22 protein-coding genes are annotated in these 17,745 nt (G+C 47.8%); 20 read left to right on the forward strand and 2 right to left on the reverse strand.

Translation table 11 applies throughout. The features are described 5' to 3' along the window. Positions 1-219 precede the first annotated feature (219 nt). The 4 genes from eutL to FYJ53_RS00680 all read left to right on the forward strand — a co-directional run bounded on the left by eutL (position 220) and on the right by FYJ53_RS00680 (position 3,759). Positions 220-864, forward strand: a complete 645-nt coding sequence (gene eutL, locus FYJ53_RS00665) for an ethanolamine utilization microcompartment protein EutL (protein WP_058693179.1) — start codon at positions 220-222, stop codon at positions 862-864. A 341-nt stretch (positions 865-1,205) separates the two neighbouring features. Beyond that, complete coding sequence (locus FYJ53_RS00670) at positions 1,206-1,625, forward strand: 4Fe-4S binding protein (RefSeq protein ID WP_148430270.1); 420 nt, start codon at positions 1,206-1,208, stop codon at positions 1,623-1,625. After that, positions 1,622-3,514 carry an aldehyde ferredoxin oxidoreductase family protein gene (locus tag FYJ53_RS00675; RefSeq protein WP_154556886.1) on the forward strand — a complete coding sequence of 631 codons (1,893 nt, stop codon included), beginning with the start codon at positions 1,622-1,624 and terminating at the stop codon, positions 3,512-3,514. Before FYJ53_RS00670 ends, FYJ53_RS00675 begins: the two co-directional genes overlap by 4 nt. Next, entirely contained in the window at positions 3,511-3,759 is a 249-nt protein-coding gene (locus tag FYJ53_RS00680; protein WP_187368002.1) for a MoaD/ThiS family protein, read from the forward strand. Before FYJ53_RS00675 ends, FYJ53_RS00680 begins: the two co-directional genes overlap by 4 nt. Before the next feature lie 17 nt (positions 3,760-3,776). Here the strand turns inward: FYJ53_RS00680 and FYJ53_RS00685 are convergent, their stop codons facing one another. Further along, positions 3,777-3,971: a (Fe-S)-binding protein gene (locus FYJ53_RS00685; protein WP_013378675.1), complete on the reverse strand. Its 195-nt coding sequence runs from the start codon at positions 3,969-3,971 to the stop codon at positions 3,777-3,779. Between the two features lie 101 nt (positions 3,972-4,072). Between FYJ53_RS00685 and FYJ53_RS00690 the strand changes: the two genes are divergently transcribed. From FYJ53_RS00690 to FYJ53_RS00735, 10 genes are all read left to right on the forward strand, one after another. After that, on the forward strand, positions 4,073-4,744 hold the full coding sequence (locus FYJ53_RS00690) for an MBL fold metallo-hydrolase (RefSeq protein ID WP_187368003.1): 672 nt from the start codon (positions 4,073-4,075) through the stop codon (positions 4,742-4,744). A 134-nt stretch (positions 4,745-4,878) separates the two neighbouring features. Beyond that, on the forward strand, positions 4,879-5,241 hold the full coding sequence (locus FYJ53_RS00695; RefSeq protein WP_148430278.1) for an arsenic metallochaperone ArsD family protein: 363 nt from the start codon (positions 4,879-4,881) through the stop codon (positions 5,239-5,241). Continuing rightward, positions 5,231-5,716, forward strand: a complete 486-nt coding sequence (locus FYJ53_RS00700; RefSeq protein ID WP_148430280.1) for a DUF6376 family protein — start codon at positions 5,231-5,233, stop codon at positions 5,714-5,716. Before FYJ53_RS00695 ends, FYJ53_RS00700 begins: the two co-directional genes overlap by 11 nt. 124 nt (positions 5,717-5,840) lie before the next feature. Continuing rightward, on the forward strand, positions 5,841-6,284 hold the full coding sequence (locus FYJ53_RS00705) for a MarR family winged helix-turn-helix transcriptional regulator (protein WP_195840227.1): 444 nt from the start codon (positions 5,841-5,843) through the stop codon (positions 6,282-6,284). Positions 6,285-6,314: 30 nt separating this feature from the next. Further along, positions 6,315-7,673, forward strand: a complete 1,359-nt coding sequence (locus tag FYJ53_RS00710) for an MATE family efflux transporter (protein WP_090414085.1) — start codon at positions 6,315-6,317, stop codon at positions 7,671-7,673. Between the two features lie 116 nt (positions 7,674-7,789). Further along, positions 7,790-8,242, forward strand: a complete 453-nt coding sequence (locus FYJ53_RS00715) for a helix-turn-helix domain-containing protein (RefSeq protein WP_148430284.1) — start codon at positions 7,790-7,792, stop codon at positions 8,240-8,242. Beyond that, positions 8,243-9,001: an ABC transporter ATP-binding protein gene (locus tag FYJ53_RS00720; protein ID WP_148430286.1), complete on the forward strand. Its 759-nt coding sequence runs from the start codon at positions 8,243-8,245 to the stop codon at positions 8,999-9,001. Continuing rightward, the gene (locus FYJ53_RS00725; protein WP_148430288.1) at positions 8,979-9,623 is read left to right on the forward strand and encodes an ABC-2 transporter permease; all 645 of its coding nucleotides are present in this window, start codon (positions 8,979-8,981) and stop codon (positions 9,621-9,623) included. Before FYJ53_RS00720 ends, FYJ53_RS00725 begins: the two co-directional genes overlap by 23 nt. 358 nt (positions 9,624-9,981) lie before the next feature. Then, positions 9,982-10,275, forward strand: a complete 294-nt coding sequence (locus tag FYJ53_RS00730; RefSeq protein WP_148430290.1) for a DUF3795 domain-containing protein — start codon at positions 9,982-9,984, stop codon at positions 10,273-10,275. 45 nt (positions 10,276-10,320) lie between these two features. Then, positions 10,321-10,479: an N-acetyltransferase gene (locus tag FYJ53_RS00735; protein ID WP_148430308.1), complete on the forward strand. Its 159-nt coding sequence runs from the start codon at positions 10,321-10,323 to the stop codon at positions 10,477-10,479. A gap of 9 nt (positions 10,480-10,488) precedes the next feature. On the opposite strand, the gene FYJ53_RS00740 is transcribed toward FYJ53_RS00735, so the two are convergent. Then, positions 10,489-11,898 (reverse strand): sigma-54-dependent Fis family transcriptional regulator, encoded by a 1,410-nt coding sequence (locus tag FYJ53_RS00740; RefSeq protein WP_148430292.1) that lies wholly within the window; start codon positions 11,896-11,898, stop codon positions 10,489-10,491. 285 nt (positions 11,899-12,183) lie between these two features. Here FYJ53_RS00740 and mtcB point away from each other — a divergent pair, with 285 nt between their 5' ends. The 6 genes from mtcB to FYJ53_RS00770 all read left to right on the forward strand — a co-directional run bounded on the left by mtcB (position 12,184) and on the right by FYJ53_RS00770 (position 17,588). Then, entirely contained in the window at positions 12,184-13,644 is a 1,461-nt protein-coding gene (mtcB, locus tag FYJ53_RS00745; protein ID WP_148430294.1) for an L-carnitine--corrinoid protein Co-methyltransferase MtcB, read from the forward strand. Between the two features lie 50 nt (positions 13,645-13,694). Continuing rightward, positions 13,695-15,005: a nitrate/nitrite transporter gene (locus FYJ53_RS00750; RefSeq protein ID WP_154556888.1), complete on the forward strand. Its 1,311-nt coding sequence runs from the start codon at positions 13,695-13,697 to the stop codon at positions 15,003-15,005. A 92-nt stretch (positions 15,006-15,097) separates the two neighbouring features. Beyond that, positions 15,098-15,685: a 4'-phosphopantetheinyl transferase superfamily protein gene (locus FYJ53_RS00755; protein WP_187368005.1), complete on the forward strand. Its 588-nt coding sequence runs from the start codon at positions 15,098-15,100 to the stop codon at positions 15,683-15,685. A 2-nt stretch (positions 15,686-15,687) separates the two neighbouring features. Next, positions 15,688-16,419, forward strand: a complete 732-nt coding sequence (locus FYJ53_RS00760; protein WP_148430300.1) for an AzlC family ABC transporter permease — start codon at positions 15,688-15,690, stop codon at positions 16,417-16,419. Further along, complete coding sequence (locus FYJ53_RS00765) at positions 16,416-16,733, forward strand: AzlD domain-containing protein (RefSeq protein WP_148430302.1); 318 nt, start codon at positions 16,416-16,418, stop codon at positions 16,731-16,733. The genes FYJ53_RS00760 and FYJ53_RS00765 overlap by 4 nt, the downstream gene beginning before the upstream one ends. A 57-nt stretch (positions 16,734-16,790) precedes the next feature. Then, positions 16,791-17,588 (forward strand): MerR family transcriptional regulator, encoded by a 798-nt coding sequence (locus FYJ53_RS00770; protein ID WP_148430304.1) that lies wholly within the window; start codon positions 16,791-16,793, stop codon positions 17,586-17,588. Positions 17,589-17,745 lie beyond the last annotated feature (157 nt).

Here is a 17,745-nt window from a genome sequence, read left to right on the forward strand (position 1 = left end):
AACGAAAATTACAGGAATTAAGTCCACAGGTTGTGCATAACCATGTGGATAAACTGTGTTTTTTCGTGATAAAAGTGTGAATAGTCTGTGGAAAGGGGGTATATATCATTTTTGGTGCAAATTTTTCCATGACTCGGGCAGAGTTTCTTCTTTACTAACAAAATAACAGATGGTATGATAATAAACAATACAGAAATCTTAAAAAAGGGAGTTCAAAAAATGACCGGGGATTTATTGAAAGCACATGTTCTGTCCAGCAAACTGATGACAGACATTGAAGATATCATGATTGAAGAATTCGGTCTGCCTGAAGGCCACATTGACATCGGTCTTTTTACCACCGATAATGAGGATATTGGCTATGTGGCGGCAGATGAAGCGACCAAAAAGGCCAATGTGCGGGTCTGCTATGCCAAATCGACCTACGGGGGACTTGGCTGTGCCTACGGTGGAGAAATGATCGGCATTATCTCAGGGCCATCTATCAGCGATGTTGAGAGCGGTCTGCGGACCATTACACATTTTACCGAGCACAATGCCTGTCTGTTCAGCGCCCGTGAAGATGACGGGGTACAATTTTATGCACAGGTTATCTCAAAAATTGGTACTTACCTCGCAGAAGTTTGTGATCTGCCTGTTGGTTCATCCGTCGCCTATCTTGTCGGCCCTCCGCTGGAATCTATGATGGGCGTCGATGAAGCTCTGACAGCCGCTGATGTAGAGGTTGTAAAATTCTTTGGACCGCCAACCGTCTCCAACCGCGGCGGCGCCATCGTAACCGGGACTCAGTCCGCCTGTAAAACCGCCTGCATGGCCTTCGCCAAAATGGTCATGGACTGCGTCGAAGAACCAGTTGATTATTGAAGCTGAGTCCAATTTTGGAAAACAAAATTGGCAGCGAGTAAGGAGCGAGCGACAGCGAGAGAACGAGCGCAACGAAGCAAACGTCTTGTTTGAAAAAAACCTCCGAAGGAGGAATAAAGTTTTTTTCAAATAAAGACGAAGCCGTCCAATTTTGGAAAACAAAATTGGCAGCGAGTAAGGAGCGAGCGACAGCGAGAGAACGAGCGCGGTAAAGTCAATTCTAAAATTAAGAATACAAAAGAACAAGAGACTCTGAGTTTTTATCAGAGTCTTTTTTGTTCCCCAAATTCACAAAAAACCTGTTATAATAAAGATAATAAACAAGGAAGCGAGGGATAAAGATGGCCTATACCATTACAGAGAAATGTATCGGATGCACGATCTGTGCGAGAAACTGTCCGGTGATGGCCATCACCGGTGAAAAGAAAAAGCAGCATGTGGTGAATGACAAGCGCTGTATCGACTGCGGTGTTTGCGGAAGATCCTGTCCACAGGCTGCCATTTTGGACAACAGAGGAGAGATCACGAATAAAGAGCCAAAGGATCAATGGAAAAAACCAATGATAGAACCAGCTGTGTGCAGTGCCTGCTCAATGTGCGTGGACGGCTGCCGATTTGGATGTCTGGCAATTTCGATGCCGGCTTTTAAAGGCGATATCCGCGTATACGCAGAGCTGGTCAAACCAAAGGCCTGTGTGGGATGCGGCCTGTGCGAAAGCCTGTGTCCTCTTTCAGCAATTCGCATGGAGGTGATTCAATGAAGCCTTTGAATTATTTGCATATTAACCTGAGCACAGGTAAAATACGCTCGCTGCCCATCAAAGAAGGGGTTGTGAGGGCATATCTAGGCGGTAAAACGCTGGCAGCCAAGCTGCTTTATGATTTGCTGCCAAAGGGTGTAGACCCTCTGTCAAAAGAAAATATTCTGATTATCAACACAGGAATTATGACGGACACTGGTGCGCCCTCATCCAGTCGTTTTAACATGACCTTTAAAAATGTGATGACTGGGGGAATCGCCTCATCTAACTGCGGCGGAAGCTTTGGTATGATGATGCGGCGCGCCGGAGTGGACGGGCTTATTCTGGCGGGCGGAGCAGAAAAACCGGTATATCTGGAAATTCTGGACGGCGAGGTGACGATTCGTGACGCAGAAAACCTGTGGGGGCTGGATGCCGAGGCTGTTCAGGAACGCTTTCCCAAGATTTATGGGAAGGTGGTCATCGGGCCGGCCGGAGAAAATAGGGTGCGCTATGCCTGCGCTGTTTCAGGCGAACGGGTAGCCGGACGATGCGGCTGCGGCGCGGTAATGGGTGTTAAAAATTTGAAAGGTATTGTGGCTTATGGAACCAAACGGCCAGAGCTTTACAACAAACCAGCTTTTGACGCCTATGTGAAAAAGTGGGTGAAATTCATTCAGAATCATCCCATGACGGGTGACAGCCTGCCCCATTACGGTACTGCCGGTCTGGTAAATAACGCCAATGCCTCACACGCGCTTCCGACCCATAATTTTAAAAGGGGCCAGTTTGAAGCTGCGGAGGAAATCTGCGGGGAGACCCTTGCGGATAAGTACCTGACCCGCAACAGTGGCTGTGTAAGCTGTCCCATACGGTGTGAGCGGCGTGTGATGGTTGACGGACACGAGGTAAAAGGGCCGGAGTTTGAAACCGTGGGTCTTTTTGGCTCAAATATTGAAAACAGCAATCTGGAATTGATCAATGAGATTAATTATAAAGCCGATATTCTGGGATTGGATACTATTTCCCTGGCGGGTACACTGGCCTTTGCCATGGAACTTCAGGAAAGGGAAATGGCAGACTTTGGACTTCGCTTTGGGGAAACCGGCAACCTGCTGGAGATCATCGAAAAAATTGCGTATCGCCAGGACATTGGTGACGAGCTGGCTGAGGGCAGCGCCAGGCTGGCCCAAAAATACGGCGGGGCAGATTTTGCCATCAACGCTAAGGGCATGGAACTGGCATCTTATGAGCCGCGGCGCTCAGTTGGCATGGGCCTTGGCTATGCGACCTCCAACCGCGGAGGCTGTCATCTGAACGGCGGCTATCTGGCGCTGATGGAATCCGTGGGTGTCATGAGTGTCGGTGCACAGGGAACAAAGGGAAAGCCTGAGCTTACCGCTTTTATGCAGAACGGCATGGAAGCCGGTTCGGCGGCAGGCTTCTGCCTGTTCACCATGCAGACCATGATCCCGTCGATTTTGTATCATATGGGACCAGTCAGCCCGGTAACCCATACGGCAGGAAAGGCTATGATCATGGCCCGGGGGGTTCTTGGAAATATGTGGCCTTTGATGCCGGGACTGCTGCCTGTTAAAACCATGTATCTGATGCCCCACTGCAAGGCCATTGAGCTGGCTACCGGTATGCGTATGACGACCGGAGAGTTCCTTCAGGTTGGTGAGCGCGGTTTTACCATTGAACGGCTCTTTAATCTGCGGGAAGGTTTGACTGCTGAGAATGACAGCCTGCCAGGCCGGCTGACAGACGAACTTCAGGAACCAACTGATCCCAGCACCAGGGTAGATCTCGAGACAATGCTTCCGGTATACTACAAGGTGAGGGGCTGGGATGAGCGCGGTGTGCCAACATGGCCAACGCTCAAGCGCCTGGGGCTTGGAAGCTTATGATTACAGTAAAATATTTCGGAGCGTTGAGGGCATTAACCGGCACAGCGCAGGAGAGACTGGAGGCGGCAAATATTAAAGAGGTGCTGGCAAAAATAAAAGCCGCCCATGGAAAAGAGGCGGCAGCGAAAGCCAGGCGGTGTCTGATCCTGCTGAACAGCGATAATGTCAATCTGCACAACGGCATGCGGACAGGCCTGAAACCCAGCGATGTCGTCACCTTTGTCCCCGTCTGCGCGGGAGGCTGAGCGCAACGAAGCAAACGTCAGCCATTCAGCAGTTTTTCCACCGCTTTCCGGTTTCTCTCCTGTTCAGGAAGCCGGAGTGGAGCGCAGCTGCTGAGATTGGCTTCATTTTTAGAAAGTTTGTCGGCAAAGGCCATGCAGTTATCTTCCCCGCAGCGTTTGCAGTTGCTGTGGGGCAGGTATTCATAAATGTCGGTAGGGTAGATAGGTTCCATATTTATCCTCACTTGTAATCAGAATGAATTCATTGTACGCTTGTTCCGGCGGCCTGTCAAGGCGGGATAAAAGATGTGAATTGACAGAAGGAGGGACGGAGATGAAAAGATGGACAACCTCAGGCGGGATCACCATTGAGCGTTTAAATACCTTAAAATGTAATTGCTATGTGATTCAGTGTGCCGGCGCTGTCTATCTGGTAGATACCAGCGTGGTGATGGAGCGCCAGAGTATTGAACGGCAGCTTAAGAAGCTTGGAATCAGCGGGCTCGACGGCATTATTTTAACCCACGTCCATACCGATCATGTGGGAAATGCTGCCTGTTTTCAAAAGAAATTCAATTGTCTGGTCTACGTACATGCTCATGAGCGGACAGCGCTTCGGGACGGCTGCTGCCCGCTGCCCCAGGGAACGCTTCCCTTTACCAAAAAAGTTGTGAGCGTGGCGGGAGCCCTTGGGCTTTGGACTTGCTTTGAGCCCTGCAGAAATGTCATGGCGGTTGAAAATGGACAGTACATTGGGCCGGGATTGCGTGTGCTTCACACACCTGGCCATACAAAGGGCTCCATGAGTCTGATTTTGAATGAAGATATTGCATTGGTTGGCGATGCTATTATCCATAGAAACAAGCAGGTCTATCCACCCTTTGCCAACGACGAGCGGCAGGTAAAAAACTCTTTACAAAAGCTGCTTGAAACCAATTGTCAGCAGTTTTTGCCAGGACATGGTGCGGCGGCAGGCCGAGAAAATATTCTGAGCGCGTTGCTCTGAAGCGGCAGAAAAACAGCCTTGTAAATGATAGAAGGGCTGTTTTTTTGTGGTCTTGAAAGAATATCTTTACTTTTAACTGAATTTATTAAGATTTTGGTGTTACAATGAGATTATCATAAATTGGGAGGATTCGAATGAAAGTATTAGAGCTTTTCGAGCCGGCGGCCATTGACGTGTCGGATGAAGACGCGCGTATGGACGCGGTGATTCAGGCACTTGTTAACGCCGGGGAAACGGTGAAGCGCTATGATATAATCGGAATGAAAAAGGATTTTGCCGAAAACGAAATGGTTGAAAACCTGCTGGATGCCGAAGGACCCGAGGTTTTGCCCATTACCCTGATCGACGGTGTGCTGGTAAAGCAGGGCGGTTACCCGTCCAACACGGAAATCGCCAACTGGTTTGGCATTACAGAAGATACAATCGCTGCGCGCTGCAAAGCTTCGGGAAAGGGCTGCGGCAGCTGTGGAGGCTGCGGAGGTAAACATGAAAGTTAAAAAGAAGCTTTTTATGTCTACAGTGGCGGTCTTGGTGACTTCATTGGTATTGGCTGGCTGCGGCAGCAAGGACGGGCCAGCAGGAAAGGCTGAGTACCTTGGATTTCTTGGCAGCCAGTTTACCTCGATGACCACTACAGTACAGAATATTCAGGATAAACTGTCAGGCTTTACAGAGGATTCTCTGTCTGACAGCGCATGGGTATCGGATATGGATAAGCAGCTGGATCAGGTGGATAAAGCCTGTGACGCCATTATTGGTTATGATAAGGTGCCTCAGGATTATGTGGATCTTCACAGTAAGCTTACCGATGTGGCAAATCAGCTTAAACCGGCGGTGACAGAATATAAAACTGGCATCGAAAACAAAGATTATGATGCGCTGTCCTCAGCCAACGAACAGGTAAAAACTGTGGCGGCTTCACTGGAATCATATATCCCTGAGCTTAAAAATCTGCTGGGCAGTCAAAATTAGAAAACGAAAAACAGGCGATCAGCCTGTTTTTTTGATTGACAAAAAACAAAATCAAATTTAAAATAGTTTATACGTAAACTGTTTAACAAGAAACTGTTTGCGGCCAAACGATATGGAGGAAACGATGTTTTTTAAAAATATCTCAATCATTTACCGCCACAGCGAAATCTTATTTCAAAAGTACCTGGGCAGTATGCAGCTCAATAATACAGAGCAGTCTATTCTTTTGTATTTAAAACACAATGACGGTGTTAACCAGCATGCTATTGCCCGTTTTTTTCAGTTTAACAAAACAACTGTGGCAAAAACGCTGTCCGCACTGGAAGATATGGGGCTCATTAAACGTGAAACCAACTGTGAAAGCAAACGTGAAAAGCGCGTTTATCTGACAGAGGCCGGCAATGAGGCAGTAGTGGTTATCAAGGAAAGCAGAAGGCAGCTGGAGGAGGAAGTAATGGCAGAATTTACAGAAGGGGAAAAGGCTTTGTTCGATGAGCTGTCAGAAAGGATTGCAGTAAAAGTTTGGAAGCTAAATCAAGAAAGTGACAGCTTAGGCAGGCCGTCTTAAAACGAAAACTTTGGAGGAGAGTGAAAATTTATGGTTAATGATATGACTCGGGGCAAGCCGGTAAAAATTCTGATGATCTTTATGCTGCCCATGCTGCTCGGAAACATTTTTCAGCAGCTTTACAATATTGTGGACACGGTCATCGTGGGTAATTATGTGGGATCAGATGCTCTGGCGGCGGTTGGCTCAACGGCGGCAATGGTATTTTTGCTGGTGGCGGTCGCCATGGGGCTGAGTATGGGCTGTTCTGTGCTTATTTCCCAGTATTTTGGTGCGGGAGACAAGAAAAATATGCGCCGTGCAGTATTTACCAGCATGGTTTTTATTTTGGCTGTCGGAGTTGTGGTCTGCGTGCTGGGCCTTGCGATTTCGGACTGGCTGCTGCATTTGATTCAGACGCCGGCAAACATTTATGAAGGCGCGTCCACCTACATAAACATCTATTACATGGGCTGTATTTTTTTGTTTACCTACAACGGCCTGGCAGCAATATGCCGCGCTGTGGGCGATTCAAAAACCCCCTTGTATTTTTTGATTGTCGCGGCGCTTTTAAATATTGTACTGGATTTAGTGTTCGTTATTTATTTTAACATGGGTGTGGCCGGTGTGGCATGGGCTACGCTGATCGCACAGGGAGTATCGGCGGTTACCTGCCTGATCTATGTTTATTTTAAAGTGCCGGTGCTCAAGCTCCACAGGGAAGACTGTGTGTTTGATTTTAAAATGCTGAAGGATCTGCTGGCCTATGCCATTCCCTCAACGGTGCAGCAGTGTATTGTATCGTTCTCGATGATGGCAATCCAGGGTCTGGTAAACAGCTTTGGCTCGGTTTTTATCGCAGGGTATACCGCAGCGACTAAGATCGACTCCATCGCGATTCAGCCATTGCTCAGCGTCACCATGTCGCTGTCCACTTTTACGGCCCAGAACATCGGCGCTGGACGTACAGAGCGTGTTTACGAGGGTTTTAAGGTAACAATTCTGATTGTTGTAATCATGTGCCTTGCGATTTCCGGATTGATCTTTTTATTTGGGGATGTCTTTATCGGAGCTTTTGTGGATTCTGTGGCAGACGCGGGCGTTATTCAGGTTGGTGTTGAGTATATCCGCATCGTTTCAGTATTTTACGTGGTTATGGGACTCATGTTTTCAGCTGGCAGTGTGCTGCGCGGCGCGGGAGATGCCACAGCCTTTATGATGGGCTCTCTTTCAAACTTTGTTGTCCGTATCGCAGCAGCGTATATTCTGGCTGGAATGATCGGCTCCAGCGCGATCTGGTGGTCTATCCCCATGGGGTGGGGCGTCGGCCTGGTGGTTAATTATATCCGCTACCGCAGTAAAAAGTGGGAAAACAAAGCCATTATCAGTAAAAAGCAGGTTGAAGCTTAAAGGATGCCTCAGGGCATCCTTTTTTAATGCAACCAGAACAAACATATTTTGTTAATGATGGTTGGTAGACAATTGGTCAGATTCTGTTAAAATGGGTATCAGGAGGTATGAAAAATATGAAAAATCATTTAAGTATGAATCTGACAGCACTCCGGAAAATGAACCAGTATACGCAGGAAGAGGTAGCCTCCAGAATCGGCGTCAGCCGTCAGGCTGTGGCAAAATGGGAAAACGGCGAAAGCGCGCCGGATGTCATTAACTGCAACGCGTTGGCTGAAATGTACAATGTGAGCCTGGATGACCTTGTGAATTATAATGAAAAAGAAAAGGATGGACTGGCCATCCCACCAAAGGATAAGCATATGTTTGGCTGTGTAAGTGTGGGTGAGCGGGGGCAGATTGTTATTCCCAAAAAGGCACGCGAAATTTTTGATATAAAGCCCGGTGACCGGCTGATGGTTCTTGGCGATGAAGACCCTGAGAGAGCCGGTATTGCCATTGTAAAGGTAGATGTTTTTATGGAGCTTGCCGCCCAGATCATGGACGCAGTGAAAAGAGGCGAGGAATAGATGAATCTGTTATCTGTCAAAAATCTCAACAAAAAATATCCGGCTTTTGAGTTAAAGGAGGTTTCCTTTAACGTAAAGCAGGGCAGCATTATGGGTTTTATTGGAAAAAACGGGGCGGGAAAGAGCACCACCCTCAAGGCCATGCTGAATATGGTCCATCCAGACAGCGGCACCATTGAAATGCTGGGAAAAGATTTCAATCAAAACGAAGCATGGTGCAAGCAGAATATCGGTGTGGTGCTGGGAGGAATTGATTACTATCCCAAAAAGAAGCTAAAGACCATCACAAAAGTGACCAGCCGGTTTTATGAAAAATGGGATGACGAAAAGTATCAGCAGGCTTTAAAGCTTTTTGAGCTTGATGAGCGTAAAACGGTGGACCAGCTGTCTGCCGGCATGCGGGTTAAATACCTCATAGCGCTGGCGCTTTCTCACCACGCCAGACTTTTGATTTTTGACGAGCCGACCAGCGGCCTGGACCCTGTATCGAGAGATGATCTTCTGGTTTTGTTTGAAAAACTGGTGCAGTCGGGTGACCGCAGCATCCTGTTTTCTACGCACATCACATCAGACCTGGAGAAATGCGCGGATACGATTACCTATATTAAGGACGGCGCCATTCTCGCCAGTGAAGATCGGGAAGCATTTGTCCGTCATTTCCAGTATCTTAAAGATAATGAAAGCGACCCGGAATTGGCACTGGAAGATATTATGGTTCATATGGAAAGGAAAAAATATGATGAGAGCATTGCTTTATAAAGAACTGCTTTTAACCAGTCTGCCGCCGATGTTTATTTTTATGTTCTTTGGCGCCATGCTGATGATTCCTGGCTATCCCTATTATGTTCCGTTTTTCTTTGGATGCCTAGGGCTTTTCTTTACCTTTCAGAACGGGCGCGAAAACAAGGATACCTTTTATACCGCAGCGCTGCCCATCTCAAAAGGAGATGTTGTCAGGGCAAGATGCCTTCTGGTAGTGCTGGTGGAGCTTGGTGAGGTGCTTATCTCTGTTCCATTTGCGGTTCTGCGGGCGTATGTGCTGCCGCCGAATCCGGTAGGGATTGAGCCGAATCCTGCATTTTATGGCTTTGTATTGATCATGTTTACCATTTTTAACGTAATATTTCTGACACAGTTTTATAAAACAGCCTATAATGTTGGAAAAGCTTTTATCATAGCGCAGATCCCTCTGTGGCTGTATATTATTGTGATGGAAGCCCTGGTGCATTTTCCGGCGCCCGGTACATATCTGGACACTACCAACCCATCTATGATGCTGAGACAACTGCCGGTTCTGGCAGCCGGAATCGTCATTTACATATTGGGCATGTTTGTGGCCTGCCGTGTTTCTATCCGGCGGTTTGAAAAAGTTGATTTATAGAATAATGGGCAATGAACGAAGGGTGTGAGCCCTTCGTTTCAAACTGCCAAAAGTGCCGCGGCTCGAAACTGCGCCTTTTAGCCAGATAAGAAAAAAAGTTCAGGCGCTTTGAATAACGGCCAGAAATCGTGTAAAATTATCTGCCCAGCCGGACACTGGCGAGATGAAGTATCAACTTTAGTGAAACAGATATCGGTGTGAGGCCAGTACCCGCAGAACGTTTTTTCTTTCTTAGGTAAAAGGCTTCATCTCTCAAGTTTATTATACAGACTGTAAAAAGATTGACAGAAGACTTTAGTTCCGTTATGCTGGGTTTAAAGAAGCCATTTGTTCCACGAATCCTTAAGGAGAGAATATCATGAAAGAAATCATCAGTTGCTGCGGCGTTGTCTGTACAAGCTGTGAGTATTACCCTGAAACCTGTGCGGGCTGTCCAGCCATTGAGGGGAAAGCTTTCTGGCTTGAGTATACCGGAGGGGATGTCTGCGGTATTTATGAATGCTGTATCCTTGAGAGGAAACAGCCTCATTGTGGAAAATGCAGAGAGCTGCCCTGCCGCCGCTATTTCGATACCCCTGATCCCACCAAGACCCCAGAGGAAAACAAAGCGGACTTCAGGAGACAGATGGAGCAGCTCAAAAGGATGGAATAGCTGTGAAAATAAGAAAAATGCAGTTTTTCGACATGCCAGAGCGGTATTGGTAAGGCTCTGCTTGGCGCTCTGGAAAAGCAGGCAAAAGAACGCAGATGCACCCAGATCATTCTGGTAACAGAAGAGAATCGGAAGAATGCCTGCCGTTTTTACGAAGCGAATGGCTACCAGGCAGATAATGCAGGCTATAAGAAAAAATTATGAAGGGTAGAGCTACCCTTCATTTTCTTTTTGTAAATCCCCGCAGTACTCTTTAATCAGCCGTTGCGCTTTGGAGGCGGTAATGCCAAGCGCGGCGGCAGCCTTGCGGACGGTCTGGTTTTTTCTATAGGCGTCGCGGACGATGTCCTTTTTTAATGCCTCCACCCGTTCGTCAAGGGTGAGGGCGGTGTTGTCTGGGGTGTCGTGGTTTTCTCTGAACATGGTTTCCGGGAGCTTCTGGAGGTCGATGATATTGCCCATGGTGACGACCACCAGGCGTTCGATCATATTTTTGAGCTGGCGCACATTGCCGGGCCAGCTGTAGCGCATAAAGGCGCTGAGGACCTCTTGCGAGAAGGTCTTATTTTTTTCGTATTTTTCGTTGAACAGCTTGAGGAAAAAGTTGGACAGGGGAAGAACATCATCCCGCCGTTTTCTCAGCGGCGGCAAAATGGTATTAAAGGTACTGATACGCCAGTACAGATCCTCTCGGAATTTTCCCTCCTTTACCAGTGTGTCGATATCTTTGTTGGTGGCAGTGATGATGCGGATGTTCACATATTTCATTTTTGTGCCGCCGACGGGAATATACCGCTGGTTTTCAAGCACATCCAGAAGCTTGGCCTGAAGGTAGAGGGGCAGGTCGCCGATTTCATCCAAAAACAATGTGCCGTTGCTGGCCATTTCGATCAGGCCTATTTTCCCCTTGCTGCTGGCGCCTGTGAAGGCTCCGGGCGCGTAGCCGAAAAGCTCGGATTCCAACAGGGACTCAGGAATGGCGGTACAGTTGAGGGTGATGAACAGCCCGTCGCGTCCGCTGTTCTCATGGATGTACTCAGCCACATAGGTTTTCCCTGTACCGGATTCGCCCAGAAGGAGAACTGGAATGGTGGAGTCTGAGACCTGCTTGAGCTCAGTGATGATTTTCCAATAGTTAAAGGAACGGCTGATGATGGGCGTTTCATTGGAGTTAAAATGACTGCTCTTGTGCCGACGGCTGGTTTTCAGGTCGTCATCCTTATAGGAAACATCCCAGTGGGTGATTTCATTTTCCTGAACATTACCGATGATGAGCTCGATATTGCCGGCCTCATCCAGAACCGGGGTCAAAATGGTAACCAGCTCTTCGCCAGCGGGGATAAAACGCTGCTTGGCAAAGATAATGCGCTTTTCATCAATGGCGTAGTCCAGAGCCATGGGCGTCCAGTTCCCCTGAAAAACATCAGCGTTTTTGGCGTGGACCAGATCTTCTGGCTTCAGGCCATAATGGCGGATACAGGCCGGGTTTACATAGACGATCCTGCCATCACGGTCATTGACAAAAATTTCGTTATAACAATTTTCCAATATGGACAACAGCATTTCCCTGGGGAGGCTGTTCAGGTAAGCGCTGTATTCAGGATCATGGTCAGATTTTTTCATTTTCAGCCCTCTCTGCTTCGTAAAAATAAGCTTGTTCTGCTTTTGTTTTATTTTCAGGTCAATTGTATCATTTATGAATCAAAGGGGCAACTCCCTTTAATTAGCCCTTTATAAAAGAAATAGAAAAGGAAATATAAGATAAGTGTATTAAAAATAATATATTTATTAAACATAAGAATCAAAGAAACTGTGAGAAATAGAGAAATCTGTTTTGGCATAAACCTTGCATTAATATAAAGCATCAACTAACTAGAAAAATTTTCGAGAGATTAAGGAGAGAGACAAATGATTCGTAACAGTTTAACTGATGTGTTTTTTACAAAGGATGATGTTGAAAATCTGCATGAGGGTGTTTTACGCGTTTTAAGCGAAGTTGGGGTTAAAATTGAGAATGATGAAGCGCTTGAAATTTTTAAACAGTATGGCGCGAGGGTAGAGGACGGTACGGTTTATATTGGGGAGGCTCTTTTGAACAAAGCACTGGAAACCGTTCCAGCAAACTTTGAACTGCAGGGCTTTGACCGCACAGTACAGGTCGGCCTCGACCACGACCCGGTGGTTATCCCGACAAACGGCACACCGCTGGTACTCAATTTTGACGGTTCTTATTCGGATACCAACACCGATGATTTAGTCAATTTTTACAAGCTCATCGACACCTCGGATGTGATGCAGGTCACCAGCGAGATCGCTGTGGACGTACCGGGTCTTGATAAAACGAAGGATTCGCTGCTGGCGCAGACGGCGCTGCTGATGAAATACAGCCGCAAGCCCATCTACAATATTCTGGGCGCAACCATCCACAACTACAAAAAAGGCAGCGTAGCCCAGGGTGTGCGCGAGAATATTCAGTTTGCCAAAAAATATTATGGCTATGATGACAAATATGTTATTTACAGCGGCACCTGCGTCATCTCACCACTGGGTGTTGGCTGGGAGGCCATGGATCATTTTATGGGCTTCATTAAGGAGAACCAGCCCATCAGCATTACGGCCTGCTCCATGACGAACCTGACCGCTCCGGGCTCTCTGTATGGATCGGTTGTAGAGGATGCGGCGGCGATTTTATCCATTGTGGTTTTATCCCAGCTCATGAATCCGGGCCTTCCGGTATTATATACCAGTCTTTCCTCCATGTCGGATATGCGCTATGTGCAGCTGTGCATGGGCGCGCCGGAATTTGCTTTGATCACACTGGGACACATTGCCCTGGCAAATTTCTATAAAATTCCGGTACGTGTCGGCGGCGCTCTGGGGGATGCCTTTAAGGCCGATTACCAGGCGGGTGTCGAATCCTTTGTAGGGCTGATGGCGCCGATGCTGAGCCAGGCGGCGATGATACCTCACGGCTGCGGCACAATGGGCAGCTTTAATCTGACCAGCTATGAAAAATTCATCATGGATGAAGAAACCATCCGCTATCTCATGCGTCTGCGCAGGGGCTTTGAAGTGTCAGACAAGCGGAAGGAAAAAGCGCTGAAGGATATCACCAAGGTAGGTCCAAGAGGAAACTTTCTGGGAGGACGTACCCCTAAGGAATACCGGGAAGATAACTATCTGGCCTCCGAGGTGTTTAACCGCAAGGGCTGCAAGGAGAACACCCGCGAAGAGCAGGGCGATATCCGGGATCGCGCCAAAAAGGCCTATGATGCCCGCATGGAGGCTTATGAGCTGCCGGATACCACGCTGGAACAAAAGAAGCTGTTGAACACTGAGCTGCCGGAACAATATAAATTTGACCTTTAGGCAGAATGGAGGATCGGCGATCCTTATGTGAATAAAAAGTGAGGTAATCAATGAATTTTTTAAAGGGTGAAAAAAAGCTGAGTGACTTGTCCAGATTTCACAAAATGTTTCTCATTGTGCTTATCAGTATGGGAAGCTCTATAATCTATATGCCGGTTTATTTAAAAAACGTCTTTTATGAACCGCTGATGGTGGGCCTTGGCGTGTCCAATGAGCAGCTTGGCGCGCTGGTGGGAATGTACGGCATTATGGCGACGATTTTATATATACCTTCTGGTATTGTAGCAGATAAGGTCAGGGTACGGATTCTGGCCTGGGTAGGCTTTGCCGCGACGGCCTTGGCCGTATTCTGGTACGCTGCCATGCCGTCTTACGGCGTGCTGCTCTTTATCTTTGGGCTGATGGCAGTCACTACTATTCTGATCTGGTGGGGCACCCGTTTCAAACTGGTCCGGCTGGTATCCTCTGAGGAGGAATATCCTAAGAATATTGGCTTCAGCTACGGCCTTTACGGTGTGGCGGGGCTTATCTTCAACATGATCGCCCTCGGTGTTTTCGGGATGATCGCTGACCAGACCAGGGGAGTGACTACGGTGCTGATCATTATGGGCGCCATTATCCTGCTGTTTGGCATCCTCTCCTTTTTCTTTATCCCGAAGTTTGAAGGAGAAATTAAAACCGACGGCAAGTCTTTTAACCTGTCAGAGTTTGCCGAAGCGTTAAGGCATCCGGGTGTATGGCTGGCCTCAATTTCCATGTTTTTTATCTGCTTTGTCTATCAGGGCATGAATTACACCACGCCGTTTTTGACGAATGTTTTTGGCGCGTCTCTTGGGCTGGTATCCGTAGTGGGAATGATACGAACCTATGGCATCACCCTGATCTCATCGCCGATTCTTGGAAAGGTAGCGGAAAAAATCAACTCGCCGGCCAAGGTTATTATGGCTATTTCCGCAGTGGCTGCCCTCTGCTACGGATCTTTTCTGATCCTGCCAAAGACAGCGGCCATGGCCATTGTCGTTGCCGTGATCATGGTGGTTCTGGGGTTTGTGGGAAACGGTGCCTTTGGCATCGCCTCGTCACAGCTCACAGAAACCAAGGTACCTATTCATGTATTCGGAGCGGCAACCGGAATGGTTTCTGTCATTGGCTTTTTACCGGAAAGCTTTATGCACCAATGGTTTGGTGGTATGATCGACAGACAGGGAAACGCGGCCTTTACCACTATTTTCGGGATCCTTATCGTATGCGCGGTGCTGAGTATTGGCGCTTCGCTGCTGGTGCGCCGTTATGCTAAGAAGCATACGGGCACAGGGGAAGATAAAAAGACCGTAAAAGAAGTGGATACCGCGGTAGAATAAAGATTAATTTAGGGGATTCCCTCAAAATAGAATTGAGTTACAGTAAAAAAATGCGTATAATAGTAGTGTTATCACCTTTTGGAGGAAAATCCATGATTGATGTGTACACGCTGGATACGCATTTTTTTTCGGTTACAGGAAAAACAGTGCATGTTGAGATGCTCTTAAATAAAATATTTGAGAAAAAGGGACTGCCAGTTCCGGTGAAAGTGGAAAAGAACCGCTATGGAAAGCCTTTTTTGAAAGAATACCCCAGTCTGCACTTTAACGGTTCACACTCGGGAGATTATCTGGTATGTGCCATGTCCCAAAACCCAGTGGGAGTGGACGTGCAGCGGATTGACCGGACAAAACGGATGATGTCCCTGGCAAAGCGTTTTATGTCGCCCGGAGAGGTCCGGGGGTTGGAAGCTCTGGACGATGAAAAACGGACACAGGCATTTTACAGACTGTGGGCGCAGAAGGAAAGCTATATGAAATACCGGGGGCTGGGTTTTGCCCTGCCGCTGAGCGCCTTTGAGATACAGCAAAAGGGGGAAGAATACCAAATCCTTGATGAGGGCTGCCAGACTGGAGGCGTTTCTTTAAGACGTCTGGAGCTGGCTCCGGATTACGAGCTCTGGGTCTGCGGTGAGGAGGATGAGGTACGAAAAATTGAATTTGCAGTTTATGAGGAGTAGGAATGGAAACGACAGAAGAAAAGATCATCATTAACAACAGCTTCGCAAAGGGATTGCAGGATGGGATTCCCATAGGCCTGGGCTACCTGTCGGTGGCTTTTACCTTTGGAATGATGGCCGTTACCCAGGGGATTCCTGCCTGGTCTGCGGTACTTATTTCCATGACAAACCTGACTTCAGCGGGGCAGTTTGCCGGGCTGGATTTGATTGTGCTTGGCGCGCCCTTTGTGGAGATGGCGCTCACTCAGCTGATCATCAATCTGCGGTATGCGCTCATGTCTTTGTCCCTGTCGCAAAAACTGGAAGACTCTGTGACCACGCTGGAGCGCTGCCTGATCGCCTTTGGAAACACCGACGAAATTTTTGCCGTGAGCAGCGGGCAGCCTGGAAAACTGGGAAAATGGTACATGTTTGGCCTGATGGTGATGCCTTATATTGGCTGGTCCGGCGGAACACTCATTGGCGCTGCGGCCAGCACCATTCTTCCAGAGTTCATACGCTCTGCCCTGGGTATCGCCATTTACGGCATGTTTATCGCCATTATCATACCGCCGGCCAGAAAGAAAAAATCCGTCAGAACGGTGTTGATCTTTGCAGTGGCATTAAGCTGTATTTTTACTTTTGCGCCTGTCCTGGGCCAGGTATCAACGGGTTTTACCATTATTATCTGTACCATTGCCGCGTCGGCCTTTGGCGCCTGGTTCTTTCCCATCAGTGAGGAGGAAGAAATATGACGACGACAACTTTGCTGATATACATCCTGGTGATGGTGGGCGTTACTTACCTGATCCGTGTGCTGCCGCTGGCTCTTTTTAAAAAGAAAATAGAAAGCAAGTTTGTGAAATCCTTTCTCTATTATGTGCCTTACGCGGTATTGGGAACCATGACTTTTCCGGCTATTTTCTATTCGACTGGAAGTCTGTACTCTGCCGCTGCGGGGCTGATCGTCGCCATTCTTCTGGCCATGAAGGAAAAAGGGCTGGTCACAGTGGCTGTATTTGCCTGTGCGGCAGTGCTTCTGGTGGAGACGGTGCTGGGGTATCTGTAGAAAGAGATTGACCTTCCCCTGCGGGGAAGGCTGTATAATAAACAGGAGTTGAGAACCATGTACAGGATCAGTGAATTTTCCAAAATAACCAATTTAACAGTCAAGGCTCTGCGCTACTATGATGAGCAGGGAATCCTGGTGCCATCCCATCGGGACAGCCAGAATGGCTACCGCTACTACAGCGAAGAGGATTTCAAACGGGCACAGCTGGTTGCGCTGCTGCGGTCCTTTGACTTTTCCATCTCCGAGCTGCGGGATGTCATGGAAAACTTTGACGAAGACACCGATCTGGCCTATTTTCTGGAAGAAAAGAAAGCAATGATCGAGCATAAAATTGAAAAGGAAAAGGAGCTGCTGAAAAAAATCTCCCTCTATATCGGACCAACTGGTCAGAAGGAAAGCCCTATGCAGTATAAAATTGAAGTAAAACGTCTGGAACCTGTAATGGTCGCATCTATCCGCTACCAGGGTCTTTACAGTGAGGTGGGGAAATATATCGCCAGGATCTATAAAGCGGTGAAGGGGAACGCTGGCGGGGTCCCCTTTAACCTGTACTACAACGAAGCCTACCAGGAAAAAGCGGATATCGAAATCTGTGTGCCTGTCAAGCGCTATATTGAAGCCGATGGCATTGAGTGCAGAACGCTTCCGGCAGTGGAACGTGCTGTTTCGACCACACATCAGGGCAGCTACAGCCAGTTTAATCACGCCTACAAGGCATTGCTGGATTACTCCAGGGCACAGGACCTGAAGCTGCTGACTCCATCACGGGAAATATACATGAAAGGACCGGGCGCTATTTTCAGGGGAAACGAAAATAAATATATGACGGAGATCGTCATTCCCTTTGCCTAAACCGCTTATTATATATTGACATTCTAAAAACCTTTTGCTAAAATAGAGGCGTTCATCGGAGGGTGTGCAGTCTATGAGATTGATACGCTGGATAAGATGGTTGATACCATTTTATCTGGCTTTTTTTCGTTTCCGGGAAAACTAGAAAATAGAGGAG

The sequence above is a fragment of the Eubacterium sp. BL-380-WT-2B genome (assembly GCF_009696115.1).
Classification (GTDB): Bacteria; Bacillota; Clostridia; order Eubacteriales; family Eubacteriaceae; genus Eubacterium; species Eubacterium callanderi.